The sequence below is a fragment of the Dawidia cretensis genome, assembly GCF_018598175.1.
In the GTDB taxonomy this organism is placed as follows: domain Bacteria; phylum Bacteroidota; class Bacteroidia; order Cytophagales; family Cyclobacteriaceae; genus Ohtaekwangia; species Ohtaekwangia cretensis.
On sequence record NZ_JAHESE010000012.1, the window covers coordinates 13,068 to 39,759 of the forward strand.

At 51.9% G+C, this 26,692-nt stretch carries 25 protein-coding genes; 12 read left to right on the top strand and 13 right to left on the bottom strand.

Annotated features, from left to right (window positions below; genetic code table 11):
* Positions 1-41: 41 nt before the first annotated feature.
* Both KK062_RS13530 and KK062_RS13535 read left to right on the top strand, forming a co-directional pair.
* A complete protein-coding gene (locus KK062_RS13530; RefSeq protein WP_254084840.1) occupies positions 42-836 on the top strand; it encodes a TrmH family RNA methyltransferase in 795 nt (264 codons plus the stop codon).
* Between the two features lie 73 nt (positions 837-909).
* Positions 910-2,475, top strand: coding sequence for a sensor histidine kinase (locus tag KK062_RS13535; RefSeq protein ID WP_254084841.1), 1,566 nt, complete (start codon positions 910-912; stop codon positions 2,473-2,475).
* A gap of 54 nt (positions 2,476-2,529) precedes the next feature.
* Here KK062_RS13535 and KK062_RS13540 read toward each other — a convergent pair whose 3' ends face one another.
* The 9 genes from KK062_RS13540 to KK062_RS13580 form a co-directional block, all read right to left on the bottom strand.
* Complete coding sequence (locus KK062_RS13540) at positions 2,530-4,923, bottom strand: ABC transporter permease (RefSeq protein WP_254084842.1); 2,394 nt, start codon at positions 4,921-4,923, stop codon at positions 2,530-2,532.
* 121 nt (positions 4,924-5,044) lie between these two features.
* Positions 5,045-6,190, bottom strand: coding sequence for a glycosyltransferase (locus KK062_RS13545; protein WP_254084843.1), 1,146 nt, complete (start codon positions 6,188-6,190; stop codon positions 5,045-5,047).
* On the bottom strand, positions 6,171-7,133 hold the full coding sequence (locus KK062_RS13550) for an NAD-dependent epimerase/dehydratase family protein (protein ID WP_254084844.1): 963 nt from the start codon (positions 7,131-7,133) through the stop codon (positions 6,171-6,173). The genes KK062_RS13545 and KK062_RS13550 overlap by 20 nt, the downstream gene beginning before the upstream one ends.
* Before the next feature lie 185 nt (positions 7,134-7,318).
* Positions 7,319-8,590, bottom strand: a complete 1,272-nt coding sequence (locus KK062_RS13555) for a hypothetical protein (RefSeq protein ID WP_254084845.1) — start codon at positions 8,588-8,590, stop codon at positions 7,319-7,321.
* Positions 8,583-9,014 (bottom strand): hypothetical protein, encoded by a 432-nt coding sequence (locus KK062_RS13560; RefSeq protein ID WP_254084846.1) that lies wholly within the window; start codon positions 9,012-9,014, stop codon positions 8,583-8,585. Before KK062_RS13560 ends, KK062_RS13555 begins: the two co-directional genes overlap by 8 nt.
* Before the next feature lie 127 nt (positions 9,015-9,141).
* A complete protein-coding gene (locus tag KK062_RS13565) occupies positions 9,142-10,680 on the bottom strand; it encodes a YifB family Mg chelatase-like AAA ATPase (protein WP_254084847.1) in 1,539 nt (512 codons plus the stop codon).
* Positions 10,681-10,704: 24 nt separating this feature from the next.
* The gene (locus KK062_RS13570) at positions 10,705-11,022 is read right to left on the bottom strand and encodes a hypothetical protein (protein WP_254084848.1); all 318 of its coding nucleotides are present in this window, start codon (positions 11,020-11,022) and stop codon (positions 10,705-10,707) included.
* Positions 11,023-11,108: 86 nt separating this feature from the next.
* Positions 11,109-12,944 carry an ABC transporter ATP-binding protein gene (locus tag KK062_RS13575; RefSeq protein WP_254084849.1) on the bottom strand — a complete coding sequence of 612 codons (1,836 nt, stop codon included), beginning with the start codon at positions 12,942-12,944 and terminating at the stop codon, positions 11,109-11,111.
* 18 nt (positions 12,945-12,962) lie between these two features.
* Positions 12,963-14,693 (bottom strand): hypothetical protein, encoded by a 1,731-nt coding sequence (locus tag KK062_RS13580; protein WP_254084850.1) that lies wholly within the window; start codon positions 14,691-14,693, stop codon positions 12,963-12,965.
* A gap of 255 nt (positions 14,694-14,948) precedes the next feature.
* Here KK062_RS13580 and KK062_RS13585 point away from each other — a divergent pair, with 255 nt between their 5' ends.
* The 7 genes from KK062_RS13585 to KK062_RS13615 all read left to right on the top strand — a co-directional run bounded on the left by KK062_RS13585 (position 14,949) and on the right by KK062_RS13615 (position 20,708).
* Positions 14,949-15,197, top strand: a complete 249-nt coding sequence (locus KK062_RS13585; RefSeq protein WP_254084965.1) for a type B 50S ribosomal protein L31 — start codon at positions 14,949-14,951, stop codon at positions 15,195-15,197.
* Between the two features lie 148 nt (positions 15,198-15,345).
* Positions 15,346-16,527: a GlmU family protein gene (locus KK062_RS13590; RefSeq protein WP_254084851.1), complete on the top strand. Its 1,182-nt coding sequence runs from the start codon at positions 15,346-15,348 to the stop codon at positions 16,525-16,527.
* Position 16,528: 1 nt separating this feature from the next.
* Positions 16,529-17,650, top strand: coding sequence for a DNA polymerase III subunit (locus KK062_RS13595; protein WP_254084852.1), 1,122 nt, complete (start codon positions 16,529-16,531; stop codon positions 17,648-17,650).
* Between the two features lies 1 nt (position 17,651).
* On the top strand, positions 17,652-18,587 hold the full coding sequence (gene hemC, locus KK062_RS13600) for a hydroxymethylbilane synthase (RefSeq protein ID WP_254084853.1): 936 nt from the start codon (positions 17,652-17,654) through the stop codon (positions 18,585-18,587).
* 32 nt (positions 18,588-18,619) lie between these two features.
* Positions 18,620-19,492, top strand: coding sequence for a peptidylprolyl isomerase (locus KK062_RS13605; RefSeq protein WP_254084854.1), 873 nt, complete (start codon positions 18,620-18,622; stop codon positions 19,490-19,492).
* 3 nt (positions 19,493-19,495) lie between these two features.
* A complete protein-coding gene (locus KK062_RS13610) occupies positions 19,496-20,395 on the top strand; it encodes an SDR family oxidoreductase (RefSeq protein ID WP_254084855.1) in 900 nt (299 codons plus the stop codon).
* Positions 20,396-20,417: 22 nt separating this feature from the next.
* Positions 20,418-20,708, top strand: coding sequence for a DUF3817 domain-containing protein (locus tag KK062_RS13615; RefSeq protein WP_254084856.1), 291 nt, complete (start codon positions 20,418-20,420; stop codon positions 20,706-20,708).
* Here KK062_RS13615 and KK062_RS13620 read toward each other — a convergent pair whose 3' ends face one another.
* Positions 20,709-21,116 (bottom strand): hypothetical protein, encoded by a 408-nt coding sequence (locus tag KK062_RS13620; protein WP_254084857.1) that lies wholly within the window; start codon positions 21,114-21,116, stop codon positions 20,709-20,711.
* A 181-nt stretch (positions 21,117-21,297) separates the two neighbouring features.
* Between KK062_RS13620 and fmt the strand changes: the two genes are divergently transcribed.
* Both fmt and KK062_RS13630 read left to right on the top strand, forming a co-directional pair.
* Positions 21,298-22,218, top strand: a complete 921-nt coding sequence (fmt, locus tag KK062_RS13625) for a methionyl-tRNA formyltransferase (protein ID WP_254084858.1) — start codon at positions 21,298-21,300, stop codon at positions 22,216-22,218.
* The gene (locus KK062_RS13630) at positions 22,215-22,715 is read left to right on the top strand and encodes a dihydrofolate reductase (protein ID WP_254084859.1); all 501 of its coding nucleotides are present in this window, start codon (positions 22,215-22,217) and stop codon (positions 22,713-22,715) included. The genes fmt and KK062_RS13630 overlap by 4 nt, the downstream gene beginning before the upstream one ends.
* A gap of 12 nt (positions 22,716-22,727) precedes the next feature.
* Here the strand turns inward: KK062_RS13630 and KK062_RS13635 are convergent, their stop codons facing one another.
* Positions 22,728-23,654 (bottom strand): lysophospholipid acyltransferase family protein, encoded by a 927-nt coding sequence (locus KK062_RS13635; RefSeq protein ID WP_254084860.1) that lies wholly within the window; start codon positions 23,652-23,654, stop codon positions 22,728-22,730.
* A gap of 52 nt (positions 23,655-23,706) precedes the next feature.
* Here KK062_RS13635 and KK062_RS13640 point away from each other — a divergent pair, with 52 nt between their 5' ends.
* Complete coding sequence (locus KK062_RS13640; protein WP_254084861.1) at positions 23,707-24,210, top strand: SixA phosphatase family protein; 504 nt, start codon at positions 23,707-23,709, stop codon at positions 24,208-24,210.
* Positions 24,211-24,214: 4 nt separating this feature from the next.
* Here the strand turns inward: KK062_RS13640 and KK062_RS13645 are convergent, their stop codons facing one another.
* Positions 24,215-25,276, bottom strand: coding sequence for a DUF4421 family protein (locus KK062_RS13645; RefSeq protein WP_254084862.1), 1,062 nt, complete (start codon positions 25,274-25,276; stop codon positions 24,215-24,217).
* Positions 25,276-26,691, bottom strand: coding sequence for an ATP-dependent protease ATPase subunit HslU (hslU, locus tag KK062_RS13650; protein ID WP_254084863.1), 1,416 nt, complete (start codon positions 26,689-26,691; stop codon positions 25,276-25,278). The genes KK062_RS13645 and hslU overlap by 1 nt, the downstream gene beginning before the upstream one ends.
* Position 26,692 lies beyond the last annotated feature (1 nt).

Sequence of the window (26,692 nt, forward strand, 5' to 3'; positions counted from 1 at the left end):
ATTCCCGAAGTGTCCATACCTTTGGGGATTAACCGCTGCGCATGCACGTACAGATCAACAGCCCCCAGAACCCGAAGATCAAACATTTGTTATCGTTGGAAAAACCGCGCGAGCGGCGCAAGCAGGGCGTGTTTGTCATTGAAGGTAAAAAAGAGATTGGCCTGGCCCGCGACGCCGGCTATGCATTGGACACACTGTTTTTTTGCGAAGCGATCATTCCCGCCACCGAAGCTGATCGCTATACCCAACCGCAGACCTTGCTCATACCGGTATCAGAAGAGGTTTTCGAAAAGATCGCCGTACGCGAAAGCACGGGAGGCCTGGTCGCCATTGCCCGCCAAAAGCCTCACAGCCTGGGCGGACTTCATCTTCGCGCGCGACCTTTATTATTAATTGTCGAAGCTGTCGAAAAGCCCGGCAACCTTGGCGCCATCTTGCGTACCGCCGATGCGGCGGGTGTGGATGCTGTGATCATTTGCGATCCGCAAACCGATTTTTATAATCCCAATGTGGTACGATCCAGCGTGGGTTGCGTGTTTACAAAGCAGATCGCTGCTGCGACATCGGAAGAGACGATTGCGTGGCTTCGCAAAAACAACATCGCTATTTATTGCACATACCTGCAAGCTTCACGGCCTTATCATGAAGTAGACTTTACACTACCAAGCGCCATTGTGATGGGCACTGAAGCCACGGGGCTATCGGATGTATGGATAGACAATTCCAACGCCAACATCATTATTCCCATGCAGGGAAAAATAGACTCGATGAATGTTTCCACGGCTGCGGCCGTTGTTGTTTTTGAAGCCACGCGACAGCGCGGATTCGTTTTCTAACCAAATTATTCCACGGTTAGCAATACATCGCGATTACATTTCTGTAATTTAGGGGTTTGAAAGACCACCTTTCATGGAGCCCCTCCCCCTGTATGAGAAGTCCTTGCCGGACGATAAGTTTCTGAACGCCCTGGCGCATGCTTATCGGCTGCAGGAAGCTATTATCAGCACGACCGAGTTGGCCGTGATCTCTACGGATATACACGGCACGATTACCAGCTTTAACCAGGCGGCAGAATTACTGCTCGGCTATTCCGCTGACAGCGTAATCGACCGCGTCTCTATTTTAGCCGTTCACGAAGAACAAGAAATACTACACCGCGCCAAGATCCTGTCTGACGAGTTAAACAAAACTATCGCTCCAGGCTTCGATGTATTTGTTGCACGCGTGCAGGAAAAAAAGAACGCCGAGCGCCGCGAGTGGACATACGTGCGCAGGGATGGAATTATGTTTCCTGTATCCATATCGGTTACAGCTTTATGGGATGAAAAGAATGACCGGATTGGTTATGCATTCATTGCCACCGACATTTCCATGCAAAAGCGTGTAGAGGAAGAGTTCCGCCAGGTAAGCGACGAAAACGAACGTGTTTTTAATTATACCATTAACCTCAACGTCATCACCGGCTTTGATGGTTACTTCAAAAAACTAAGCCCTGCGTGGACCGACAGGCTCGGCTGGACCATGGAGGAGTTAAAAGCACGTCCGCTAACCGACTTTGTACACGCCGATGATATCGGCCCTACGCAAGAAGCGCTGCGCTTCATCCGCGGCGGCAATAATTTACATACTTTTGAAAATCGCTACCGCTGCAAAGACGGCTCATACCGCTGGCTGCTGTGGAGCTCCTCGACGGACGTAGAGCGTCAGCTCATCTTCGCTTCCGCGATCGATATTACCGACCGCAAGAAGTCAGAAGATGAATTGATCCGCTCCAAGAACCACCTGGAAGTTGTAGCCTCCGAGTTACAAGAGCAGAACCGCGCCCTCGACGAGTTTGCGCATATCATCTCGCACAACCTGCGCTCGCCGATCGGCAACATCAAAGCCCTGATCGGCCTCCTCAACGAGCAAAGCAGCATCGACGAGTATAAAATGATCTTCGAAAAGCTCAAGAACGTCGCCGGCAACCTCAGCGAGACCATGAACGAGCTGATGGAGACGCTAAAGGTTAAAAAGAATACAGAAATAGAGTATACCGACATCCGCTTTAAAGACATGCTCGACAAAGTGATCCAATCACTGGAAGGCGAGCTGATCCAATCGGAAGCCACGGTGACATTTGATTTTAACCAGGTCCCCACCATCGGATATTCAAAGACATACCTGGAAAGTATATTTCAAAATTTACTCACCAACGCCGTGAAGTATCGCTCGCCGGACCGCAAGCCGGAGATACATGTCTCGTCGGATATTGTCGATGGTAAGACGGAGTTGCGTGTACGTGATAATGGATTGGGGATTGATTTGCAGAAGTTTGGCCACAAGTTGTTTGGACTGCATAAGACGTTCCATGAGAACAAAGAGGCCCGCGGCGTAGGGTTGTTCCTGACAAAGACGCAGATTGAAGCCATGGGGGGAACGGTCATTGCGGAAAGCGAAGTAAATAAGGGAACGACGTTTATTATTCGATTCTGATTTCTTTATGGGCGATCCCGGCAGTCGATACACCTGCCGGGATCGCCACATGCCTTATTCGTCCCGCAACGCGTTCACCGGATTAGACGAAGCCGCACGCAACACGTGGTAGCCAACCGTCAACATCGTAATAAGCAGCGCCAGCAACGCCGAGAGTATAAACGTAGCCCACTCTGCCCCTAACTCGATGCGATACGCAAATTTCTGCAGCCACGTGCTGGTGGAGTACCACGCCAGTGGAAAGGCTATGAGCGTACCAATGCCCACCAGTATGAAGAACTCGCGTGCCACCAGCATGATCAGCCCTTGCACGCTTGCGCCAATCACCTTCCGGATACCAATTTCTTTGTATCGCTGCTGCGTAGTGAACGCCGCCAGGCCGAGCAAGCCGAGGCAGGCGATGGCGATCGTCAGGAAAGAGAAGAGCGTGAAAATATAGCTGCGCTTCTCATCTGATTTATATTGTGAATCAAACCGCTGATCCAGGAAATCATATTCGAACGGGATGTTGGAGAATACACCGTTCCAGGTGCTTTCAATAGCGGCCAATGCTTCGCGTGTATCTTCACCTTCCTTGACGCGAACGAATAGCAGATAGTTATCATCTTCCCCCAGCATGATCATCAGCGGCTCGATCACGCCGTAGAGCGAATTTTGGTGGTAATCTTTCACAACACCCACGACGTGTTTCTCGACCGGCTTCTCGTCCATAAACACAAATCGTTTGCCAATGGGATCTTTCCAGCCCATGCGTTTGACCATGGCTTCGTTTACCAATACGGCAAAGGTCGTGTCGGAGGATACGTCGCGCGAGAAGTCGCGGCCTTGTACAACGGTCATGCCGATCGTCTTAATAAAGTCGAAGTCGGCGCGGTACAGGTTGATGCCGCGTTCTACAAGCTTGCCTTCGCTGTCGTCTACCTTCAACAAAAGCTTGCCAATACCATCGCCAGGTCCGGCATTGGAAGCACCCGCCCACTCGACGCCTTTTGTTTGACGCAAGCGTTCGGCCAATACCTCGGCTTTTTTAATCTGAGCATCATCCGATAGGGCGATGCGTATGACACGATCTTTGGTAAAGCCCAGGTCTTTGGTACGCATATACTGAAGCTGATCAAATACGATCATGGTGCTAATGAGCATAAAGATGGAGATGACAAACTGCACCACGACCAATATCTTGCGAAAGATGACGCTGCCACCTTTGGCAGAAAGCTTTCCTTTCAATACCCCGATCGGATTAAAGCTCGACAGGTAAAAGGCAGGATAGCTGCCACCACCAACACCCACGATCAACACAATACCCAGCAAGCTCAACAATACCGGTGCCTGTAGCACGTAGCTAAAAGGCATTCTTTTCGTGGCCAACTCGTTGAAGGCCGGCAGCAAGGCATAGATCAACAGCAAGCTGATGATCAATGACGTGAACGTGATTACCACGGACTCCATGATAAACTGTGCCATCAGCTGCGTGCGCGGTGAACCCATAACCTTGCGGATGCCCACCTCTTTCGCACGATTAGCCGACCGCGCCGTGGCGAGGTTCATATAGTTGATGGACGCGATGACCAACATAAACACCGCTACGGCCCCAAATATATAGAGCACGCCCATGCTGCCGCCGGCTTCGGCTTCGTCCTGAATCTCGGAGTACAGGTGAATGTCGATGATGCGCTGCAGCTCGTAGCGAATGGTAATGCCATACTGGGCAAAGATCGGGTCTACCTTCTCCTTGATGATCTTGTCCAGGTTGGCGTACATCTTGTTCAGGTCGTATCCTGCCGGCAATTGTATATACGTATAGATCCCAAAGTTACCCCAGCTGCCACCGGCGTCTTTCGGACGGCTGGTCTCCGAGATCAACGCATCGAATATGAAGTGTGAGTTAAGCGGCACATCTTCCATGACCGCCGTGACCTTAAAAGTCTCTCCCTGCTGGTTCTGGAAGGACTGGCCCAGGACATCTGTTTTGCCAAAGTATTTAATCGCGATGCTGCGCGTGAGTACGATGGAGAAAGGCTCGTCCAGCGCAGTGTTGGGATCGCCCGCCAGGAACGTGTAGGTGAACATGTCGAAGGCGGTAGAGTCAGCCTGGAAGAATTTGTCTTCGTAGAACTCTTTTTCTTCGTAGCGGTATAGGGTACGGCCGGTGCCAAAAAAGCGCACGGCGTTTTTTACTTCCGGATAATTGTCGCGAACTTCTTCGGCAAACGGTATTTGGGCCACGGCCCAGGTAAAGGCGTCGTCGGTTTCCTTAATGTGAGTGACGACACGGTAGATGTTGGGTGCGTCTTTGTGGTAGCGGTCGTAGCTCAGCTCATCGAGAATGTACAGCAGCAGGAACATGCTGCAGGTAATGCCAACCGTAAGCCCCAGCACATTGATGCCGGTATAGGCTTTGTCTTTGCGCATGTTGCGCAGGGCGATGAGGAGCAGACTTTTAAGCATAGGTTTGTGGGGTTACACTGGTAACTATAGGAGACGACCGGAAGTTACAAAAGTTACACAAACCTGCCGATCTTTTTACACAGCCGCCCTACCCCATCTTGATGCAGCCACCCAAAGCGGGTTATTTCCGGGCCTTGATAAGCGCTGTATAGTAACCTTCCAGCCGTTGCGTCTGGATCGCAGCGTTAAATTCCGCTTCCACGCGCGCCCGGGCAGCAACACTAAAGGTTTCGATGCGGTCCGCCTGCTCGAACATCCGGGCCAGGCATTGCTGCAGGCTGTCCACGTCGTTCTCTTCGGCCAGGAAGCCATGCACGCCGTCGTGGGCCACCTCCGGTATATCGGAGTGTTTGGTGGCAATAATGGCCATGCCGGTCGCCATTGCATCGACAATAGCCATGGGCGTGCCCTCTTTGTTGTTCTTGCTCCCCGTGCGGCTGGCCTGTATCAGCACGTCACAACGGTAGGCCAGGTCGATGAAATACGCATAGGGTTTATAGCCATGCAACGTAACACGGTCTTTTATACCACCGGTCTCGATCGCTTCAAGTATGACCGGCTTCAGGGGGCCATCGCCAACAATATCGAGGGTGAAGTCGTATTGTGTGCGCAGGGCCGCCAGTGCGCGCACAGCCAGCGCGATGCCTTTCTTCTCCAGGAAACTGGACGCGATCAGGAAACGGATCTTACTGCCTCGTGTGACGATCCGTTTTTCAAAACGAATGGTATGAGCGTCGATGCCCAGATGATGAATCGTGATCTTGTGCTCCGGACAACCCAACCGGATCAGCTCGGCTTTCATATAAGGCCCTAATACCAACAATTTGTCGGCATCCCGGAACAGGTCCTGATAGCGAGCGCGGTTGGCGGGAATCGCCGGAAAGGCAAACACATCGTCGCCATAAAAGCTACAGATCATCGGGATCTTCAGCTTCTTCTTCAGGCCGATCATTTTTACGCCGTGGTAGCCGAAGTGTACATGCAGAATTTGCGCCTGATTGTCATGGCAGGCACGCTGCATAAAACCAAAATAGCCTAACACCTTGAAGAAGGCGATCGAGGCGTATTGCAGCAGCTTGCCCTGGTCGTCGAGACTATAGACCTGCGAGAGCGGAAACAGGTTGAGATTTTCCTTCTTGCGCGTTAAGAATATCGGGCGGAATAACCGGTGGTGCGTGAGCGTCCGGTAGATCCAGTTCTGGGTGAGTGGTAAATACGTAGAGGCGTAGTGCGCGCAGCAGACCCGATCACTTGTTGCTTCTGTCATAAAATGCAATGGTCTCTTTCATGGCCGCATCAAAACTGGTACGGGGCGCCCAGCCGGTGTGTTGTTTCAGTAATTCGATGTCGGCGATGTAGTCGCCCGTTTCGATTTTTTTGGCGATTTCGGGCCACTGGCGGAACACTACCTGTGTCGCCGGGATATACTTTTGAATCACCTCTACCGCCTGGCGCAGCGAGATGCCGCCACCGGCACCGAGGTTGTATATATTGCCCGCCATCGCCGGCGTATCGATCGTGCGAGTCAACACCTCTACCAGGTCGTTGATATAAATAAAGTCGCGTTGCTGACTGCCGTCACCGTAGATCTCGATCGGCTCGCCGACAAGCGCCCTGTGTATAAACCAGTTGAGGATGCCGTAGTTATTACTGCCGAAGCGCTGGAACGGGCCAAATGGATTGGCAATGCGGAAGATGACAGCGCGAATGCCATACAGACGCTGGTATAACAAATAATAGTGCTCCGTCGTGATCTTGTGAATGGCGTAGATCGACTCGGGCTGCAAGGGGTGGTCTTCCCGCACAGGGTTTGCCGCAGGCTTGCCGTACACGAGACGGCTTGAAGGAAACACCAGCAGCGCACCGGGGTTATGCTGCCGACACGCTTCGAGTATATTGAGGTGGCCTTTGAGATTCGTATCCAGATCGTGGTACGGATCGCGGATGCTGTCGGCGGCGCCCGAGCTGCCCGCTAACGAGAAGATCACGTCAAACGGCGCTACGATGTTATTCATCAGCTGCGGGTTCAGGATGCTTCCCTGTACAGTATGCTGTCGTACGGTGGGAGTCAGAAAGCCATCCGATTCGTCGTGTATACGTTCCGTCAGAATGGTCACGGCGTGGCCGTCTTGCACCAGGCGATTGTACAGGTTCTTACCGATGAAACCGAGGCCGCCCAGTATGAGTATCTTCTTCGTTCCTGTTGGCATTTTCGTACGGCTATTCCTGCGGGTTTACACGTTTTTCGCGCTGCGCTGTGCAGACACAGGTTCAAAAATAGCGTAAAATATCGGCTGCCAAAATTTCAATTAAACCGCAATATATTTTTCGATGTTAGGAAATAAACTGGCGGCACCTTATAAATAATTATAAATCAGCTTTTTATAAGAAACAGCTAGGGATCGAAACTGACAGTTATCTGCTTATATCGATCGTTGACGCGCTTCGCAATACCATTTACGACGATAATTGTTCCTTCATCCATGCTTTTAGTAAAAGGGGTATTTTCATAATTATCCTTCCCACTAGCATGCAAACTTATCCTCTCCCATTTTTCGTCAGCTATTTTCAACCAAGCCCCGCCCTTTCCCGTTTGGGTGTTAAACGAATAAACTTGCAAATTATACTCTTGGGCAAATTCATCAAAAACCGTTACATCAGCCTTAATCTCTTTTTCCAGCACATACAGTTTTTCTTCAACGGAAGGGATAAAGTTCTCATCGACCATCGCTATTGGAATTTTATTTCCATCTTCACTAAGATTAACAAACTCAATCCTGTTAAAACTCTTGGTATAATCTATTCCCTTTAGCGGCTCAATGGAATAATGTATGAGGTCAAGCAATTTTTGCTCGATACTTTCCTGTGGCAGGACAATATTTCTTTCCGTATATAATGAATTTAGCTGATCTTGCAGTTTCTTAAAATCTTGCGACTCCACAGTATCACTTTTAAATACATCATTTTGTTCGTTAGGCAAATCATTAAATATATACTTGGTCAGATCGGTAACAAAGGACTTGATATTGCCAGATGAAACACCAAAAAGCGATGTTTGACTTATCCTTTTTACTTCTACTCTAAAATTAATTTGAAAACTACCAGCCAACAAAGCTTCTACATATAGAGTTCTCTCCATATCAAGCTCCGAAACGAATTCGGTTGAACTCTTTAAAAATTGAGAAAATTTGGTGTTAATACTATTAATATCCTCCGGCAATGCCTTATGGGAATCTGATTCATTCCCTTTCAAACTGGCAGCAAAATTAAAAGTAGGTTCAAAAACGAAGTCAGGGCAAAACGAATTTTGCAGTGGCCGAAACCCCTCCGGTATTTCATTCAACGAGACTAATGCATGATCAATCTCTTCTCCAATATAGTTGAAGTCTACAAGAAAAAAACTCTCAACACCGTTAAGAAGCCCTAAGAGGCTTAATTGTCTGTTTAAAAAAGCATGGTATTGCTGGTCAGTAACGATCGCATGAATGAACCTGAGGAACCGACTGTCATCATCTTCAAACACAATCGAGCCAAGAATCCTATTTCCATAAATATTAGTTCCCGTATAAAGTAAATCATTTTCCCCATCGGAGAATAACACAAGCCTATTGTCTACTATTTTATGTAGTCCTTGAATGATTACTTTATGGCCGGTCAATTCAAACATCACCTAATGATATTGAGTCTAATTGGCTGACATTTTCGAAAGTAAAATTATCACATTTATAAAAATCGTGATGGTGTGCATTTATAAAGTCGGGAGTATGTTTCACGGTTCCCGTATGATCAGCAAATTTCACTATTGTAAGAAATGGCTTGTACTTAGGGCTTAACGGAAAAAGTTGCTTAAAAATTTGCGTAACCTCATTCAAGTTGGCATCTGTGATCAGAGAGACTGATTTTCCTTTATAAGAACATACCTCTTCGCAGGCAGCAGATTCAGGGCGTTTTCCCTTCTCCCAATGTGACTCAAAATCTACAATGCGAATTTGATTCTTGTTAGTCTTTAAACCATAGCGAGACCCGAAATCTTCTTTGGTTCCATTCAGACAATTACATTCGATGTCACTGTGTAGATTTTGAAAGGTCATTTCGGCGATGATTTGTATTGACAGGTAACTAAATCGTTAAAGTAGTATAATTTGCCGTATTTTTTACAACAAAATATATTTTATCCAAAACCGTGCTTTCAATGCGGGATGGCAGCATCTACGGCTGCTATCCTGCCCACCCCTCGCGATCGAGGCTGCGGTATTGAATAGCTTCCGCCAGGTGCTCCACGCGGATGTCGGCGGCGCCGCCCAAATCGGCAATGGTACGAGCCACTTTTAGAATGCGATCGTATGCCCGCGCCGAGAGCCCCAGCCGTTCCATTGCTGTCTTCAGCAGCTTGCGACCGGCTTCGTTCAGCACGCATATTTCTTTTACCATATTCGCGGGCATCATGGCATTGCAATAGATGTCGTCATGCGCCTTAAAACGCTCGGCCTGTACTTCGCGGGCTTTAATGACACGCGCGCGGATTTGCTCGCTTGTCTCCGCCTTGCGGTTTCCAGTCATCTCGTCAAAGCTTACCGGCACTACTTCTACATGCAGGTCGATACGGTCTAACAGCGGACCGCTGACACGATTGAGATACTTTTGTACTACACCCGGCGCGCAGACACACGCCTTATCCGGGTGGTTGTAATACCCGCACGGACATGGGTTCATCGAGGCCACAAGCATGAAGTTGGCCGGAAAGTCGAGCGATATTTTTGCCCGCGAGATCGTTACGCGTCCCTCCTCCATCGGCTGACGCATGACTTCCAACACCGAGCGCTTAAACTCGGGCAGCTCGTCCAGGAACAATACGCCATGATTGGATAATGAGATCTCACCCGGCTGCGGATGGCTTCCTCCACCCACCAGGGCGATGTCCGAAATTGTATGGTGAGGGCTGCGGAAAGGCCGTGTGGTCATCAGGGCAGCATCTTTACCCAGCCTGCCCACGACGGAATGTACTTTTGTTGTTTCGAGCGCTTCGTTAAGTGTAAGCGGCGGCAGGATCGATGGCAGGCGTTTGGCCAGCATCGTTTTACCTGCGCCGGGCGGGCCGATCATGATGACGTTGTGGCCGCCGGCCGCGGCGATCTCCAGCGCGCGTTTGATGCTCTCTTGTCCCTGCACATCTTTGAAGTCGATGGGATAGCTGTTATTGCCGGCGGCAAATAGCTCGCGCGTGTCCACGCGTACTGGCTCGAGGGCGAGTTTACCGGTCAGGAAGTCAATTGCCTCTTGCAGTGTGCGTACGGGCAGTACATCGAGGGAGTTGACGATGGCCGCTTCGCGCGCATTGTCGGCCGGGAGTATAAAGCCGGTAAACTTCTCCTTGCGGGCTTGAATGGCGATGGGCAATACACCTTTTATGGGCCGCAGTGTGCCGTCGAGGGCGAGCTCACCCATGATGATATAGCGCTCCAGCTGATCGGTTTGGATTTGTTCGGAGGCCAGCAGCACGGCCAGGGCGATGGGTAAATCATAGGCAGCCCCCTCCTTGCGAATGTCGGCCGGCGCCAGGTTTACAACGGTTTTGTTACGCGGCATGAAGTAGCCTCCGCTTTTCAACGCAGCCTCCACACGGTGCTGGCTTTCTTTTACGGCGCTGTCGGGCAAACCACTTAAATGGAAATGAAGGCCCTGACCGATGTTTACTTCGATGGTGATCGTGCGTGCGTCTACCCCGTAGACGGCCCCGCCAAAGGTCTTAGCAACCATGGCGGAAGGGGGGGTTAAGAAGCCTTACTTGGCTTGTGATGATGGGCTGCCGGCGCTCTTGGAAGAGGCTTCCTGCAGGTCGAAAAGTTTTGCTTTGAGGGTGTTCAGCTCCAGTATCAGGGCTGCTTTTTCCCGCTGTGAATCGCGATTGATAATCCATGACCAAATAACGTCTGCTATAATGAGAATGACTCCTAAGAGGGTGATCCACTTAAAATAGGGCACCCAGCTTACCATACTAAAGAGCAGGTTGGTGTTATTATCGAGTACAACAGTGAAGATGAATGCACCCAAGTGAAAAAGTGCAAATACGATATAAAAAATTACTCTGTTCTTACTCATGTGAGTCACCGATTAAAACCAAATACGCTCGTTAGTACGATATACTTGTTAAAGGTAACTGAAAAAATGAAATTCTACTAACGGGCTTACCGCTCCATGGTTTGAATTTCAATAAGTTTTTTATACAATCCGCTTTGGTTTAGCAGTGTTTCGTGGCGTCCGCGCTCCACGATTTGACCACTTTGTATCACAATGATCTCGTCGGCGTGCTGGATGGTGCTCAGCCGGTGGGCAATCACGATCGACGTTCGGTTCTTCATGAGATTGTTCAGCGCATCTTGTACCAGCCGTTCCGACTCGGAATCAAGCGCCGAGGTGGCTTCGTCCAGGATCATGATGGGCGGATTCTTTAATACGGCCCGGGCAATGCTCAACCGCTGGCGTTGTCCGCCTGACAGTTTCGAGCCACGCTCGCCAATGACCGTCTGGTACCCGTCGGGTGTCTGCATGATAAAGTCGTGGGCATTGGCCACACGGGCGGCCTGGATCACATCTTCTTCGCGTACGTTCGCGAGGCCAAAGGCAATGTTGTTAAAAATGCTATCGTTGAACAGGATCGATTCCTGTGTAACAACACCCATTTGTTTACGCAATGACTCCATTTCATAGTCGCGCAGCGATATACCGTCCAGCAATACTTCACCTTCCGTAGGATCGTAAAAACGCGGTACCAGATCGGCCAGGGTCGATTTACCGCCACCCGAGGGACCGATCAACGCAATGGTCTTCCCCTTTTCAATCTTCAGGTTGATATTCTTCAGTACCACGTCGCGATCGTAGGCAAAGCTTACATTCCGGAATTCGACAGACTCTCTGAATTCCTCTACATTCTTTGCATTGGGTTTATTTTGTACCAGGGGCTGTGTATCAATGACCTTAAAGATGCGGTCCGCTGACACGGTTCCCTTTTGCACCGAGGTAATACCGTTGGAGAAGTTTTTAGCGGGTTGAATGATGGATGCAAAGAGCGCCAGGAACCCTAAAAATTTACCCGGTGTCAGCTCCGGATTATCGCCCAATACCATGGTGCCGCCAAAGTACATCAGGCCGGCCATGATCATCACGCCCAGGGTTTCCGACACCGGCGAGGCAAGCTCATTCTTTCGGGCCATGGACAAGTTCACCTTACGGTGATAGCTGGTCTCGGCATCGATCTTACCCAGCACAAACCAGCGAGCATTAAACGCATTGATCACCCGCATACCGCCAAAGGCTTCGTCCAGGATGTTTACAATACGCCCCTGTGATTCCTGGCTCTGAATAGCCCGGCGCTTCAACCGTTTTATGATCTCCGCCAGTATGCCGCCCGTAATAGGAAACACCAGCAGGGTAAAAAGTGTCATTTTAACTGATATAAAGAACAGCACACCAAAGGTCACCAGAATGGTGATGGGCTCTTTTAAGACAAACTTCAGGCTGTTGACCGCCGCGTTCTCTACTTCTACCACGTCGTTGGTAAAGCGCGAGATCAGGTCGCCCTTACGCTGGTCATTGAAGTAACCAACATGCAGTCTGGATACTTTATCAAAAATATCCATGCGGATGTTCTTCACGATATCCACTTTGATGCGCGAGGCAGCCATTCGCTCCATATACCGAAATACGCTGGCCACAAGCATACTCACTACTAACGCGATGCAGATGAACAGCAGCGCCTGCATAATGCCGTAGTCGCGCACCGTGGCGAGAATATGGTAATTAAAAAGCTCCGTCGCATAGTCCAGCGAGGGCTCAAATACCGGGCGCGTCAGCACCACCTTGCTGGCATCTTTGGTATTGCCAAACAATGTATCGAGCAGCGGAATGACCAGGGCATAGTTTACGACACCAAAGACAATACCTAAAAAGGAGTATCCAAAGAATTGCGCCAGGCGAATGCCCAGGTTAGGAACGTACCGTAATATTCGAAAATATACTTTCATGTAAAGATGAGCCCGTCGTTAAAGTTCGTACGAACGTCGCGCAATATTCCAGCGTAACGCCACAGACGTAATGGATGTATTATTATTGTAAAAGGCCAGGTTTGCCTTGCTTTGCCGCAGTACCACGTTCAGGTCAATGAACAGGTTATGCCGGAATTGCCACGAGGCGATAAAGCTGGCATACACCAGGTCGTTTTTGATACCCTGCCCGACGGTGTTGCCATACTCCTTCTCGCGGGTGGTATTCCGCTTCAGGATATCGCTGCCCCAGTTGTATTTATAGTCCGGCGGCGTATCGCTGCCCCAGTTCACGTCGGTCGAGTCGCGCCCGATGCGCGTGACCATCAGCTTGCCTGTCAGGTTCAGACGCGGCAACGGCTGGTACCGGATCACGCCCACCAGCTCTTCGAAGTTGGATCCCAACGGGTGGGCCAACGGCTGCTGGTAGTGACTATAGTTGGCATAGTTGGTATTGTGCGAATAAATGAACGGGCGTGCAATGTTGATTTCCCCTTGCAAGTCGAGGTTGGGCACGCCAAACGCGTCGATATATTTTCCACCCACCTGTACGGCAAACTTGTTGGCCCACCAGCCGTCGCCGTCTTTGATGTGATTCAGCACAAACTCGTCGAGTACAAACTGTCCGTAGAAGGAAAGCTTGCGCACCGCATTCCACTTAAAGTCCATCCCGAGAATAACGTTGTCGCTGCTGCCGTTTTGCTGCTCGATGGCGCGGTAGAAAATAATCGGGTTGAGATAGGCCCATTCAAATTTACCGGCTCCCAGGGTATCGTCAGGGCTGAAGATCACCGACTCGAACACGCCTACGTTCAGCTTCTTGCCAATGTTTATACTCAGGTGGTGAAAGGTCACAAACTTATCCGGATAGCCCTGGTCCATCTGGCGGCTACCGCCCAGGTTGGCGCTGACGTCGGCCGTCATTTCGCTGATGAAGTATTGATAGTTCAGCTTCCATACTTTGATGTTGGCTTTGAAGAACGACACCGGGGGTGCATAGTCGGAGAAGATAAAGGAGCGCACGCCGTTGCCGATAAAGAAGCGGTCGTAGCCCATTTGTAAGTTGATGCTGCGGCTGGCGTCTACCGAGATGTGGCCGCGGGCCTGCAGGAAGTCGACACCCTTGCCCGACTTAAACTCCTTCCAGAAGCCTTCGTGGGGAATGATGGGATTGAGCGACATCTGACGCCACACGTACGAAGGCAGCACGGCCTGGTTGTCGGTGAGGTAGGTATAAAAACCAATTTTACGGTCGATCATGCCGCGCACCTCCACGCCCCGGGTATTGATAAAGAGGGCGTCGTCGCGTTGCGTGTCGTGGCCGGTGCCCAGGTAGAGTACGGGGTTTACGTGCAGGTCGAACTCGGGCTCGTCTACGGAAAACAGGTCGGACTTCTTGCGGTAGAAGTGTTTGAGAAAAGGCTTTTTGCTGTCGGCGGTTTCGGCGCGGGACCACTCCCAGCTGTCGTTGCGCAAATAATCGTAATTAAAGCGGGCGGCGCGGGACTGGAATCCTTCCAGGGCGTTGACCGAGTCGACCAGGGCGACGATAGCGGACCGTTTATAGGGTTTTACGGAAGTAAAAAGCTGGGGCAGGATGCGGCCGGTTTTTACTTCGTAGCGGTCTACGAGGTGGTAATAATCTTCATTCAGCGGAGCATACGAGCTTTGGGCAACCGCGGTGGCGGCGGCCACGCACCCGATCGCCAGCAGGATGTAGCGTTTTATCATGCCTGTGAAATTATCTGCAAATGATTGAAATTCAAGGGACAGCGGTTTTTTTCGAAATTCCGGGCGAACGGCGGCGACAATGGGGTAGTGCGGAGTATGTTTCAATCGCTGGCCGGTATTAGCTTAAAAAATGGTAATTTCGGGTCTGCAAGATACCCGAAAACAAGTTCTGAATCAAAACCTGGGCAAGCGTTTGGATATCCGCGCGGGCTCCTTATCTTTGCACTCCTTTTAAGGCAAAAAGCACGAATCGATATGAAAAAAGGCATTCACCCGGAGTACAAAGAAGTGGTTTTCTGGGATACTTCCAGCGATCATAAATTTATCAGCCGTTCTACTCAGTCTCCTAAGGAGACCATTAAAATGGAGGATGGCAAAGAGTACCCTGTAATTAAGGTCGAAGTAAGCTCTGCTTCGCACCCGTTCTTTACTGGCAAGAAGCTGTTCGTAGATACAGCAGGCCGCGTAGAGAAATTCAAGAACAAATATCAGAAGAAAGCATAATAACTTACTTCTTTAAAATGGAGAGAAAAGCCCTTGGTAACGAGGGCTTTTTTGTTGTCTGAAATTTATTTTTACTGTGGGCGCACACAGACACACACACTGATTTGGTGTATGTTGCGGCGTTGATTTCATATTCTATTTTTGGCCCATGAATTTGATTTTGTTCGACGATCCCTCGATTCGCACCGCACTCCTCCCCTTTACCTTCACACGCCCCGTAGCCTGCATCCGCACGGGTATCCTGACGATCCAGGAAAAATGGGAACGCCGCTTACATACCAGGGCCTCCTTTCGCACGGAAGCCTACCTGCAACAAAAATTTCCTTTTCACACCACCGCGCAAGACCTGCTCATCAACGGCGCGGTGTGCCCCGATCAAACCCTGGTCGATACCATCAAGGCGTTGCCTCCGCAGTACTTTCTGGTAAAGGACAATGTGCTGCTGGCGGCGAATCAGCCGGCCGACGCCATCACCCAGCAAAATACCATCGAGTACACGCACCCGGTTACTGTCATTGACAGGACCTGGAAGATCTTTTCATCGAATGCCGCCCAGATCAAGCTTGACTTTGCGTTGATCACCGCCGGCCGTACCTCCGCCCCTATTACCGATCCCCATACCATTGTCTACGGCCCGAAGGAAAACATCTTTCTGGAAGAAGGTGTATCCCTGCGCGCCTGTCTGTTGAATGCCGAGAACGGCCCCATCTACCTGGGGCGCCACAGCGCGATACAAGAGGGCGCTATGGTACGCGGCTCGTTTGCGCTGGGCGAAGGTGCGCATATCAACATGGGCGCGAAGATCCGAGGCGACTCGTCCATTGGCCCCTATTCTAAAATGGGGGGTGAAGTTTCGAACGTCGTGGTCTTTGGTTACAGCAACAAAGCCCACGATGGCTTTCTCGGCAACGCCGTATTGGGCGAATGGTGCAACCTGGGCGCCGGCACCAGTGCTTCGAACATGAAGAATAACTACGACAAAATTCGTCCCTGGAGCCATGCGCTGGGTGAGCCCGAACAGACGGACCTGATGTTCTGCGGATTGATGATGGGCGACCATAGCAAGGCCGGCATCAACACGATGTTTAACACCGCTACGGTGGTGGATGTCTGCTCCAACGTCTTTGGCGCCGGTTTTCCGCCGACACATATTCCGTCGTTTACCTGGGGCGGCGCCGAGGGCATGGTGACACACGATCTGTCAAAAGCCCTCGAAACAGCGAACCGGGTGCTGGGCCGAAGAAATGTTACGCTGGGGGACGTGGATAAAGCCATTCTCCGACATATCTTTGAGACCACCGCGCAAAGCCGCGCGTGGGAAAAGATGTAGCATGAAATTTTCCGACATACCCGGTCTCGCTGACGTCAAACAACTTCTTACCGACGCTGTCAAAAGCAACCATACGGCGCACGCACAACTTTTCGTGGGGGCTGCCGGTGCACTTAACCTGCCGCTGGCGCTGGCATATGCCACGTACCTGCATTGCGAAAACAAAGGCGACGATTCCTGCGGCGTGTGCCCCGCTTGCTCCAAGAACGCCAAGTTCATTCACCCCGATACACACTTTGTTTTTCCGCTGAGCAACGTCAAGAATGATAAAGACGACGACCGCTTCCGGGCCGACATCACAAAAAGCTGGCGGTCGTTTCTGTTAGAGCAATCCTACGGGTCGCTCGACGACTGGACAAATTTTTACGGAGGCGAAGACAAGATGGCGCTCATTTCGCGCGAAGAGAGCCGCGAGATCATTAAGACCCTGTCACTGAAGCCGTTTGAAAGCCCGCACAAGGTCATGATCATCTGGCAGCCCGAGCTGATGCACACCTCCGCTGCCAACGGCATCCTGAAGATCCTGGAAGAACCGCCGCCGCAGACGTTCTTTATACTTGTTACCAACGCCGCCGACAGGCTGCTGTCGACCATTATATCGCGTACGCAGATCGTTACCGTGCCGCTGTTGCACGACGACGAAGTAGCGGCCACGCTGCGCGAACGTCACGGCGTGGAAGCGACCAAGGCCGACAAGCTGGCGCCGCTGGCCGAAGGCAACCTGGGCCTGGCCGTGCGACTGATTGACACGCCGGAGGACAACAACGCCTCGGTCTTTATCGACTGGATGCGCGCTTGCTTCCGCAAGAGCTACGGCCAGCTGGTGGGCATGTCCGACTCGTACCACGCACTGGACAAGCTCAGCCAACGTAACATGATGACCTATAGCATCAACATGATGCGCGAGTCGATGCTGCACATCTCGGGGGCGGGCGCGATGAACCGTACCCGTGGCGAAGAGCTTAAATTCGTGCAGGATTTTAGCAAAGTGCTGACGTTGGAAAAAATCGAAGGCTCCTACAAGTTGCTCAACGATGCCGCCTATCACCTGGAACGTAACGGAAGCGCCAAGATGATCTTCCTGGACCTGTCTCTGAAACTATCCAAAACGCTTAATCCCTAACATGAATAAAACCATCCGCATCGGGACCCGCGGCAGCAAGCTGGCCCTCTGGCAAGCCGAGCACGTCGCGTCCCTGATTCGTCCATCGGGCTATAGCACCGAGATTGTTCCGATTGAAACACGTGGCGACAAGATCCTCGATGTTTCCATTGCCAAGATCGGTAGCAAGGGTGTCTTTACCGAAGAGATCGAAGCGAAGCTGTTGGACGGATCGATCGATATTGCCGTGCACAGCGCAAAAGATCTTTCGTCTGAGCTACCCGATGAGCTGGAGCTGATCGCCTTTACAGAACGCGAAGCCGTGAACGATGTGCTGGTCAGCAACCGCCCGATCGATATTACCAACGGCGCTGCCTTGCGCATCGGTACGTCGGCCACGCGGCGGGTGGCCTTGCTGAAGCACTTTTATCCCAACGTACAGGCTGTCTCTATTCGAGGCAACCTGCAGACACGGTTTGCCAAACTGCAGGCCGGCGAGTGCGATGCATTGCTGCTGGCCTATGCCGGCGTACACCGTATGGGCTTTGATAACTTTATCGTTGAGAAAATTCCGACCAGCTACTTTGTGCCGGCCGTTGGCCAGGGCTGTATTGCCGTGGAGTGTCACAAGAAGCTGGCGTTTGACAAGAAAGAGATTCTGGATCGGTGGGTGAACCACCCGGAGACAGCGGTATGTGTACGCGCCGAGCGCGCCTTTCTGAAGACGCTGCACGGTGGCTGTAGCATTCCCGCCTTTGGTTATGCGCACTTTGAGGGCGATCTGATTTCGCTGAAGGCCGGTATCATTTCACTCGACGGCCAACGCGTTATTAAAGTAAAACGCTCATCGGTCACGGAAGAAGCCAAAGAGCTGGGCGAGCTGGTAGCCAATGAAGTGCTGAACATCGGCGGCGACCAGATCCTGAAAGAAATACGCCAACAACTACACAACGACTGATACCTGTTATCACTGATCTATACTCCACAGTTATGAAGCATACTTTTTTTGCCGGCATTGCCTTACTCTACTGCGTCATCTTTACCAGCTGCGCACAAGAGCGCGACCAGGTCGTAACATTTCACACACGTTACGGCGACATGGTGGCTATTCTCTACGACGAAACGCCCAAGCACAAACAGAACTTTATCAAGCTCGCCAAAGAGCATTACTTTGACAGCCTGATGTTCCACCGCGTGATCGACGGCTTTATGATCCAGGGTGGTGACCCCGACTCGCGCAAGGCCGCTAAAGGTGCCATGCTGGGCCAGGGCGGACCGGGCTATACCATCGACGCCGAGTTCAACCCGAAATATTACCACGAGAAAGGCGCCCTGTCGGCAGCACGTTTGGGCGACCAGATGAACCCTTCCAAAGCGTCCAGCGGAAGCCAGTTCTACATTGTACATGGCACCAAAGTGAAAGAGGAAGAGATCAAGATCGATCCGGTTAAGTTCAACCAGGCCATGCAGCAGTTCTTTCAAAACCCGGTCAACAAACCGGTGTATGACTCCATCGGCCAGTTCTATCAGGCGAACGATTTGCACGGCGCGCAAGACTTTATTCTGAAGCTTAAGCCGCGTGTAGAAAAGGAGACCGGCATCGCTACGGAGAAAGATGTACCGGCCGAGCAAGTTAAAGCGTATACCACCATGGGTGGCGCGCCGCAGCTGGATGGTGCCTATACTGTTTTTGGAAAAGTGATCAAGGGCCTGGACATAATCGACACCATTGCCAGGCAGTCGGTCGATCAGGCAAAACGTCCGCTGGAAGATATTCGCATGACGGTGACGATCGAAGAAGTGTCCAAGAAAAAGATCGAGAAACTATACGGCTATCATTACCCGCCGTCTGCTAAAAAGTAGTCCATGAAAATTCTTGTTACGGGCTCGAACGGCCTGTTGGGTCAGAAGCTTACTGTGCTCTTGCAACAGATGCCGGGCATTGCCCTGGTGGCTACGGCCCGCGGCAAGTCTGTGTTACCGCCCACTGCCGGCCTCTTTGTGTCGTTGGACGTCACCGACGGCGAAGCTGTCGAGCGTGTGTTGGCCGCCGAAAAACCGGATGTGGTCATTCACGGCGCGGCCATGACACAAGTGGACCAGTGCGAGACTGAACGCGCGCAATGCTGGGCCGCCAACGTTACGGCTGTGGAGCATATTGTCAAAGCCTGCAATCGCCATGCGATACACCTGGTGCACGTTTCCACCGACTTTGTATTCGACGGTTCGCACGGTCCGCTGGATGAAACCGAAACACCACGCCCCGTAAACTACTACGGTGAAAGCAAGCTGGCGGCCGAGCAGTATATACAACAGCATGCAACATCGGGCTGGGCAATCCTCCGCACGGTACTGGTCTATGGCATTACCAATGACATGAGCCGTTCCAACATCGTATTGTGGGTGAAGAACAGTGTCGAGCAGGGCAAGACCATTCAGGTCGTAAACGATCAATGGCGCACGCCGACGCTGGCCGAAGACCTGGCGCAAGGTTGTTACCTGGCAGCGGTTAAACGCGCGCAGGGCATCTATCACATTTCCGGCAAAGATTTTCTGAGCCCCTATCAAATTGCCCTCGCGACGGCCGATTATTTTCAGCTGGACAAATCGTTCATCCAGCCTACCGACTCGACGCGTTTTACGCAGCCGGCCAAACGCCCGGCGAAGACGGGCTTTATCATTGAAAAAGCCCGCCGGGAGCTGGGCTATGAGCCGCACAGCTTCCCGGAGGGCATTGCCGTCCTGGCGGGCCAATTATCATCGTAATATAACTACTGGATATAGCATCATGATCAAAACCGCATTAGGCCGCCTGCGCATCGTCGCGTTCTTAGAAGGCATCTCCTTCCTCGTACTGCTATGCATCGCTATGCCGCTGAAGTATATGGCCGATATCCCCGGGCCTGTGCGCGTGGTGGGCATGGCCCACGGCGTGCTCTTCATCGCCTACGTACTCCTACTGCTACAAGTAGCATTGGAATTGCGCTGGAAGTTTTCGCGCTCGGTGGCTGCCTTCGTCGCCTCCTTCATTCCGTTCGGCACCTTCTATGCCGATAAGAAGTGGTTCCGCGGAGCCTGATTAGTGGTAGTCACCGTATGTCTGACAATAGTCGGTTATGGTGTTCTCGTACAGATCGCGTACCGAATACTGCAGGCTCACGCCACTACGGTCAACGGTACCCACACCTTCGATCTCGTAGTCATTGACGACCTGGTAAGGGATCGTGATCTTGTTGTTATATAGGAAGGCACGCACCCGCAGGTCGGCACCGTAAAAGTTATCGAGGTAGATCCGGTCGTCGGAATATCCATCTTTGTTGACGTATACTTTGTAATACGTATAGTCGTCATACGTCTCCGAATATTCTTCCATGCTATAGGAACCCACGACTTGATCACGGGGGTCGTAGCGGGGCTCGTCTACTACATTGACATTACAAGAAGCCAGTGTAACCAGGGCGAAGGCAGCAAACATGAACTGTTTCATATAAGTAGTAATTGTTACTAACCCTTGTAAGGCAAGTTTAGGGCCAATTCTAAAAAACCCTCTGGCGAGGCCGTTAGGCAGCTTTTTATCGCTTTGTACAATATATGATGTTTCTTTTATTGTGTTAATTTGTAGCCCGCAAACGGCCTACATTGCGCCCGGTTTTGCGGCCTCCACTTTTATGACAAAGCTTCGTATTGTTTTTATGGGCACCCCGGAGTTTGCCGTGCCCAGCCTCGATGTGCTCGTGACAAATCACTTCAACGTGGTGGCCGTCGTAACCGCGCCTGACAAACCACAGGGCCGGGGCCAAAAGATTGTATACTCACCTGTAAAAGAATGCGCGCTGAAGCATAACATTCCCGTGCTGCAGCCTACCAACCTGAAGGCACCGGAGTTCCTCGATGAGCTGCGCAGCTATAATGCCAACCTGCAAATCGTCGTGGCGTTTCGCATGTTGCCGGAAGCTGTCTGGGCGATGCCCGCCTTTGGCACCTTCAATCTGCACGCGTCCCTCCTGCCCCAATACCGTGGTGCGGCCCCCATCAACTGGGCCATTATACGCGGCGAGCGCGAGACCGGCGTTACGACGTTTTTCCTCAAGCACGAGATCGATACCGGCAGTGTCATCTTTCAGGAGAAAGAACCTATTCACGAAGACGACAACGTCGGTACGTTGTACGAGCGCCTGATGGCGCGCGGCGCACAGCTCGTGCTCAAGACCGTGCAGGCCATTGCCGACGGCAACTACCGGTCTGTGCCGCAGCCGGCGGACGTAGAGATCAAACACGCGCCCAAAATCTTTAAAGAGACCTGCCGCATCGATTGGACGCAATCCGCGTACGATGTACGCAACTTTGTACGTGGCCTGAGCCCCTACCCGGCGGCATGGTGTGTGCTGGGCGATAAGACCTTTAAAGTATACCGTGTGTCTATTGTCCAAAAGAATCAGGACGCACAACCCGGCGCCTATGACACCGATCAAAAAACCTATTTGCATGTGCGCACAGGCGATGGGTGGGTGGCGCTGGAAGAGCTGCAGCCGGAAGGCAAGCGCAGTATGAAAATTGACGAATTCTTTCGCGGAAATAAACTCTCATGAAAATATCTCTCATTGCCGCGCATGCGCAGAATCATGTTATCGGCAAAAACAACGACCTGCCCTGGCAGCTGCCCGACGACATGAAGTATTTCATGCAGACCACGCGGGGGCATCATTGCATCATGGGACGCAAGAATTACGATTCGATACCTGACAAGTTTAAGCCACTGCCCAACCGCACCAACATTGTCGTAACACGTCAAAAAGGCTTTCACGCGCCCGGGTGTATCACCGTAAACACCATCGACCAGGGCATTGCACTGGCCCGCGCGAACGGCGAGCCCGAGCTGTTCATCATCGGCGGTGCTGAAATCTATAGCGCCACGCTGGCACAGGCCGACTTGCTCTACCTTACCGAGATACACGCTGTGATTGACGGCGATACATATTTCCCGACGTTTGACAAACAAGAATGGAAGGAAGTGTCGCGCGTGCCGCATGCAGCCGACGAACGGCATACCTATAGCTTTGACTTTGTCGTTTACGCACGCCGGTAAGCGGAATGGAAATTAGGCGATCTCTTCGCCGGGCTGGGTCTTCCAGCGTTCGTGCATCCATACCCATTGTTCGGGATGGCTGCGCACTTGCTGTTCAATGAAGTTTGTCAGAATTTGTGTGTTGTACACCATGTCCGCCTCGTCGTTGCCGCTGACATTGAGCGGGATCTCCGGCAGGATGTGCATGTGTTGCTTCCAGTCCTTCCCCAGGTGGATGTAGGTGGGCACGATGGCGGCACCGGTCTTCAAAGCCAGGACGGTCGCTCCGACGGGTGTCGCGGCGGGCATACCAAAGAAATTCACAAACCGGCTCTTTACACGGGTGTCCTGGTCGATCAGCAATGCCAACGATCCACCCGACTTCAACACCTTGATCATTTTGAAAGTCTCGCGGCCGCGCTCGATGGCAATGGCGCCGTGTTTATTGCGATAGTCCCACAGCAGGTCGTTGAGGCGGGGGTCTTTTAACGGCGTGCCGATAATATTGGGGTTGAGGCCGCGCAGGGCCATGACCGTTACCTGCAAATCGAAGGCACCCATGTGGCAGGTCAGGAAGATCACCCCTTTGCCTTTAGCTTGTGCGCGCTCAAAATTCTCGTAGCCATGTACAACCAGGATTTTGTCGAGGTCGGCCAGGGTGTGTATGGAGGCCGTGGCCCGTAACATCTCGCCGGCATTTTTTCCCAGATACTCAAAGGTGCGTCGTGACAGCGTGCGAATCTCCGCAGCCGATTTTTCTTTACCATACGCCAGGGTGAGGTGGCGAAGTGTGCGTGTGCGTGTCTGGCCCGCAAACGGATAGGCCAGTCGGCCCAGAAAGCCACAGAACCGCAGCCAGGCCACCCGGGACATCAGGTTTGAGAGAAAGATCAGGAACCTGACCAACCCATAAACGATTGCGTAGCGGATCTTCCGGCGAATTATTTTAAGACTTGCCATGAGGCGCGAAGATAAGGGTTAGGATTAGGATTTTTGGCACTAAATTTAAGTCGTGAAAACACTGTATGTCATTCGTCATGCGAAAAGCAGCTGGGCCAACCCATCGCAGGAAGATTTTGATCGCCCTTTGAACGAGCGCGGCAAGCGTGACGCCCCGCGCATGGCCAAACGGCTGTCTGAAAAGAATATTCACCCCGACCTGATGGTGACAAGCCCTGCCAAACGGGCGCGCTCTACGGCCAAACGGGTGGCCAAGGTGTTGGCTTTTCCCAAAGAAAAGATCAAAAAAGAAACCAAGCTGTACCACGCAGGGGAAGAGGTAATCTTAAAGACCATTCAAGACCTGAAAGATAAACACAACGTTGTCATGATCTTTGGCCACAACCCGGGCCTGACCGAGTTTGTCAATTCCTTCCAGGACGACGAGTTTGACATCGACAACATGCCGACCTGCGGCGTGGTCGCCTTTCAGCTCAACATCGACTCGTGGAAAGATGCCTCGTGGGGCAAAGGCAAGATGCTTTTCTTTGATTACCCGAAGAGCCGCGAAGACTGACCGATTACCGGGCCAGCTCTTTGGGCAGATCTGAAATACGTTTCTTCAAAATGCCGAACTCGCGGAAGCGGTAGCCCACCAGTATTTTAAATGTGCCGCTGGTGCTGACCAACTGTACATCGTCAAATTTCGCCGAGCGGTTCTGACTGTTAAAGCCCATACCGCCAAAGAAACGATCGCCGTTATAGCCGATGCCGATGCGGGCCGTGATGTAAACATTAAAGCGAATGTCATTGCGGTCTTTGCCTCCTTCTAACGTAGAGCCTAACCAGTTGTGCGCCGGGCCGATGGCCAGTGTGCCGTTCAAAAAGAATCCTTTGTAAATGATGCTATAGGTATAGCCGGGTGCAAGCCCCAGGGTAGTAACCTGCATTTTTTTGATCCTGGCGTCGTTTTTAAACTCGGCTGCATAGGCACTGCCCAGAATGGCCGAGTCGCCCGATGCCTGAAAGCTGCTGAGCGAGGCCACCAGCAAGAACGAACCCGCACTGCGCAGCTGACGGTCGGCAAAGTTATACGCCGATCGGAACGAAAACTTCTTGTTGTTAAATGTATAGTTTACGCTCACCCCGGTGTTGCGCGTTGTGATGTCCGCCCGCTGCGGGTACGGCGTATTGCTGGGAATATTCATGTTCGGGTCTTCGATGTAAAACCCGCGGTACTTCTGTACAAAAGCATCGATGCCCCATCGTTTACCGATGATGTTCAACTGCAAGTCGCTGGCATCCGACTCGCCATAGATGCGTTTGTTTTGTTCGTCCAGGGGTACCGAGAACGCGAGCTCGATGCCCAGCTCGAATATATACATCCCCAGGCCAAAGGCATAGGGTTTGTTCGAGCGATACTTCAATGTGTAGTCATCGTTGGACAGACTGCCCATTTCGAAGTCGAGACGGCGCTGCTTCAGCACCGGCCATAAAAAGAAATGATCGGGAAAGGACTGGATATACTGTGACCGTATAGAATCGTAGCTGCCCTGCGAGGCAGGCTGTATCGTTACATCGTCCTGCGCAAATGCCGGCAGCACAAGCACGGCCAGCATCAGTGTCCGAAAAAAGCTTTTCATTAAAGAATAAATTCGCTCAGGTCCTTGTTCTTTACCAGGCCTGACAGTTTTTCGCGCACCATCGCCGCATTAATGGTGATGCGGGCATTGGGGCCGATCTTATCGGGCACGTCGAACAGGAACTCGTTGAGCAATCTGCTCATGACGGTATGCAGGCGACGGGCGCCGATGTTCTCGACCTCGGCGTTGATGACGAATGCCGTTTCGGCAATTTCTTCGATGGCGTCGTCGGTAAAGTCGATCATCACTTGTTCAGCCTCAAACAGTGCCTGGTATTGTTTGGTCAGGGCGTTGCGCGGCTCTTTCAGAATCTGTACAAAGTCTTCGCGCGTCAGGTTGTTCAACTCTACGCGTATGGGAAAGCGGCCTTGCAGCTCGGGTATTAAGTCAGAAGGTTTAGAGATGTGAAACGCACCGGCAGCAATGAACAGCACATGGTCTGTTTTGATCATGCCATGTTTGGTGTTGACGGTGCTGCCTTCTACGATCGGCAGCAAGTCGCGTTGTACACCTTCGCGGCTGACGTCGGGACCACTCCCGCCACCACCTTTGCGCGAACCCGACGCAATCTTGTCAATCTCGTCAATGAAGATGATGCCGGCATCTTCTGCCCGACGGATGGCTTCGTCTTTAACTTCGTCCATGTCGATGAGCTTGGCGGCTTCCTCTTCCAGCAGCAGCGTGCGCGCCTCGGCTACGGTCACCTTTCGCTTCTTGCTTTTCTTCGGCATCATGCCGCTGATCATCTCCTGCAAATTCATCATCGACACTTCGTCCATCATGCCGGCACCGATCATGCCGACGCCCTGCCCGCCGGCGCCTTTTATATCGATCTCGATCTTGCGGTCTTCCAACTCGCCATTGCGGATCTTTTCACGAAAGTGATGTCGTGTGCGTTCGTTGAGCTCGGCGTCGTTCGTAGGGGTATCGTTGTTGCTGTCGTTGGTGCCAAAGCCGGCCGCACGATTCGTCACGGTGCCGGATGAACGCAGCGGTGGAATCAACGCATCCAGTATAGTGTCTTCTACGGCCTGGGCCGCTCGCTCTTTTACTTCTTCCTTCTTGCGTGCGCGTACCATGTTGACCGACTGCTCGACCAGGTCGCGTACCATACTTTCCACATCGCGACCTACGTAGCCCACCTCGGTAAACTTCGAAGCCTCCACTTTCACGAAAGGAGCATCGGCGATCTTGGCCAGGCGGCGCGCGATCTCCGTCTTGCCGACGCCCGTGGCGCCAATCATGAGAATGTTGTTGGGCACGATCTCGCCTTGTATGTCGGCCCGGCTATTCATGCGACGCCAGCGGTTCCGCAGCGCGATCGCGACATTGCGCTTGGCTTCGTATTGCCCGATGATATATTTGTCGAGCTCCGCTACGATCTGCTGGGGCGTCAGGTATTTCTTTTCCATCATA

What these genes read in the sequence shown, in the direction of transcription:
- KK062_RS13530 (WP_254084840.1), top strand. Translation starts at nt 42, where the DNA reads ATGCACGTACAGATCAACAGCCCCCAGAACCCGAAGATCAAACATTTG.
- KK062_RS13535 (WP_254084841.1), top strand. Translation starts at nt 910, where the DNA reads ATGGAGCCCCTCCCCCTGTATGAGAAGTCCTTGCCGGACGATAAGTTT.
- KK062_RS13540 (WP_254084842.1), bottom strand. Translation starts at nt 4,923, where the DNA reads ATGCTTAAAAGTCTGCTCCTCATCGCCCTGCGCAACATGCGCAAAGAC.
- KK062_RS13545 (WP_254084843.1), bottom strand. Translation starts at nt 6,190, where the DNA reads ATGACAGAAGCAACAAGTGATCGGGTCTGCTGCGCGCACTACGCCTCT.
- KK062_RS13550 (WP_254084844.1), bottom strand. Translation starts at nt 7,133, where the DNA reads ATGCCAACAGGAACGAAGAAGATACTCATACTGGGCGGCCTCGGTTTC.
- KK062_RS13555 (WP_254084845.1), bottom strand. Translation starts at nt 8,590, where the DNA reads ATGTTTGAATTGACCGGCCATAAAGTAATCATTCAAGGACTACATAAA.
- KK062_RS13560 (WP_254084846.1), bottom strand. Translation starts at nt 9,014, where the DNA reads ATGACCTTTCAAAATCTACACAGTGACATCGAATGTAATTGTCTGAAT.
- KK062_RS13565 (WP_254084847.1), bottom strand. Translation starts at nt 10,680, where the DNA reads ATGGTTGCTAAGACCTTTGGCGGGGCCGTCTACGGGGTAGACGCACGC.
- KK062_RS13570 (WP_254084848.1), bottom strand. Translation starts at nt 11,022, where the DNA reads ATGAGTAAGAACAGAGTAATTTTTTATATCGTATTTGCACTTTTTCAC.
- KK062_RS13575 (WP_254084849.1), bottom strand. Translation starts at nt 12,944, where the DNA reads ATGAAAGTATATTTTCGAATATTACGGTACGTTCCTAACCTGGGCATT.
- KK062_RS13580 (WP_254084850.1), bottom strand. Translation starts at nt 14,693, where the DNA reads ATGATAAAACGCTACATCCTGCTGGCGATCGGGTGCGTGGCCGCCGCC.
- KK062_RS13585 (WP_254084965.1), top strand. Translation starts at nt 14,949, where the DNA reads ATGAAAAAAGGCATTCACCCGGAGTACAAAGAAGTGGTTTTCTGGGAT.
- KK062_RS13590 (WP_254084851.1), top strand. Translation starts at nt 15,346, where the DNA reads ATGAATTTGATTTTGTTCGACGATCCCTCGATTCGCACCGCACTCCTC.
- KK062_RS13595 (WP_254084852.1), top strand. Translation starts at nt 16,529, where the DNA reads ATGAAATTTTCCGACATACCCGGTCTCGCTGACGTCAAACAACTTCTT.
- hemC (WP_254084853.1), top strand. Translation starts at nt 17,652, where the DNA reads ATGAATAAAACCATCCGCATCGGGACCCGCGGCAGCAAGCTGGCCCTC.
- KK062_RS13605 (WP_254084854.1), top strand. Translation starts at nt 18,620, where the DNA reads ATGAAGCATACTTTTTTTGCCGGCATTGCCTTACTCTACTGCGTCATC.
- KK062_RS13610 (WP_254084855.1), top strand. Translation starts at nt 19,496, where the DNA reads ATGAAAATTCTTGTTACGGGCTCGAACGGCCTGTTGGGTCAGAAGCTT.
- KK062_RS13615 (WP_254084856.1), top strand. Translation starts at nt 20,418, where the DNA reads ATGATCAAAACCGCATTAGGCCGCCTGCGCATCGTCGCGTTCTTAGAA.
- KK062_RS13620 (WP_254084857.1), bottom strand. Translation starts at nt 21,116, where the DNA reads ATGAAACAGTTCATGTTTGCTGCCTTCGCCCTGGTTACACTGGCTTCT.
- fmt (WP_254084858.1), top strand. Translation starts at nt 21,298, where the DNA reads ATGACAAAGCTTCGTATTGTTTTTATGGGCACCCCGGAGTTTGCCGTG.
- KK062_RS13630 (WP_254084859.1), top strand. Translation starts at nt 22,215, where the DNA reads ATGAAAATATCTCTCATTGCCGCGCATGCGCAGAATCATGTTATCGGC.
- KK062_RS13635 (WP_254084860.1), bottom strand. Translation starts at nt 23,654, where the DNA reads ATGGCAAGTCTTAAAATAATTCGCCGGAAGATCCGCTACGCAATCGTT.
- KK062_RS13645 (WP_254084862.1), bottom strand. Translation starts at nt 25,276, where the DNA reads ATGAAAAGCTTTTTTCGGACACTGATGCTGGCCGTGCTTGTGCTGCCG.
- hslU (WP_254084863.1), bottom strand. Translation starts at nt 26,691, where the DNA reads ATGATGGAAAAGAAATACCTGACGCCCCAGCAGATCGTAGCGGAGCTC.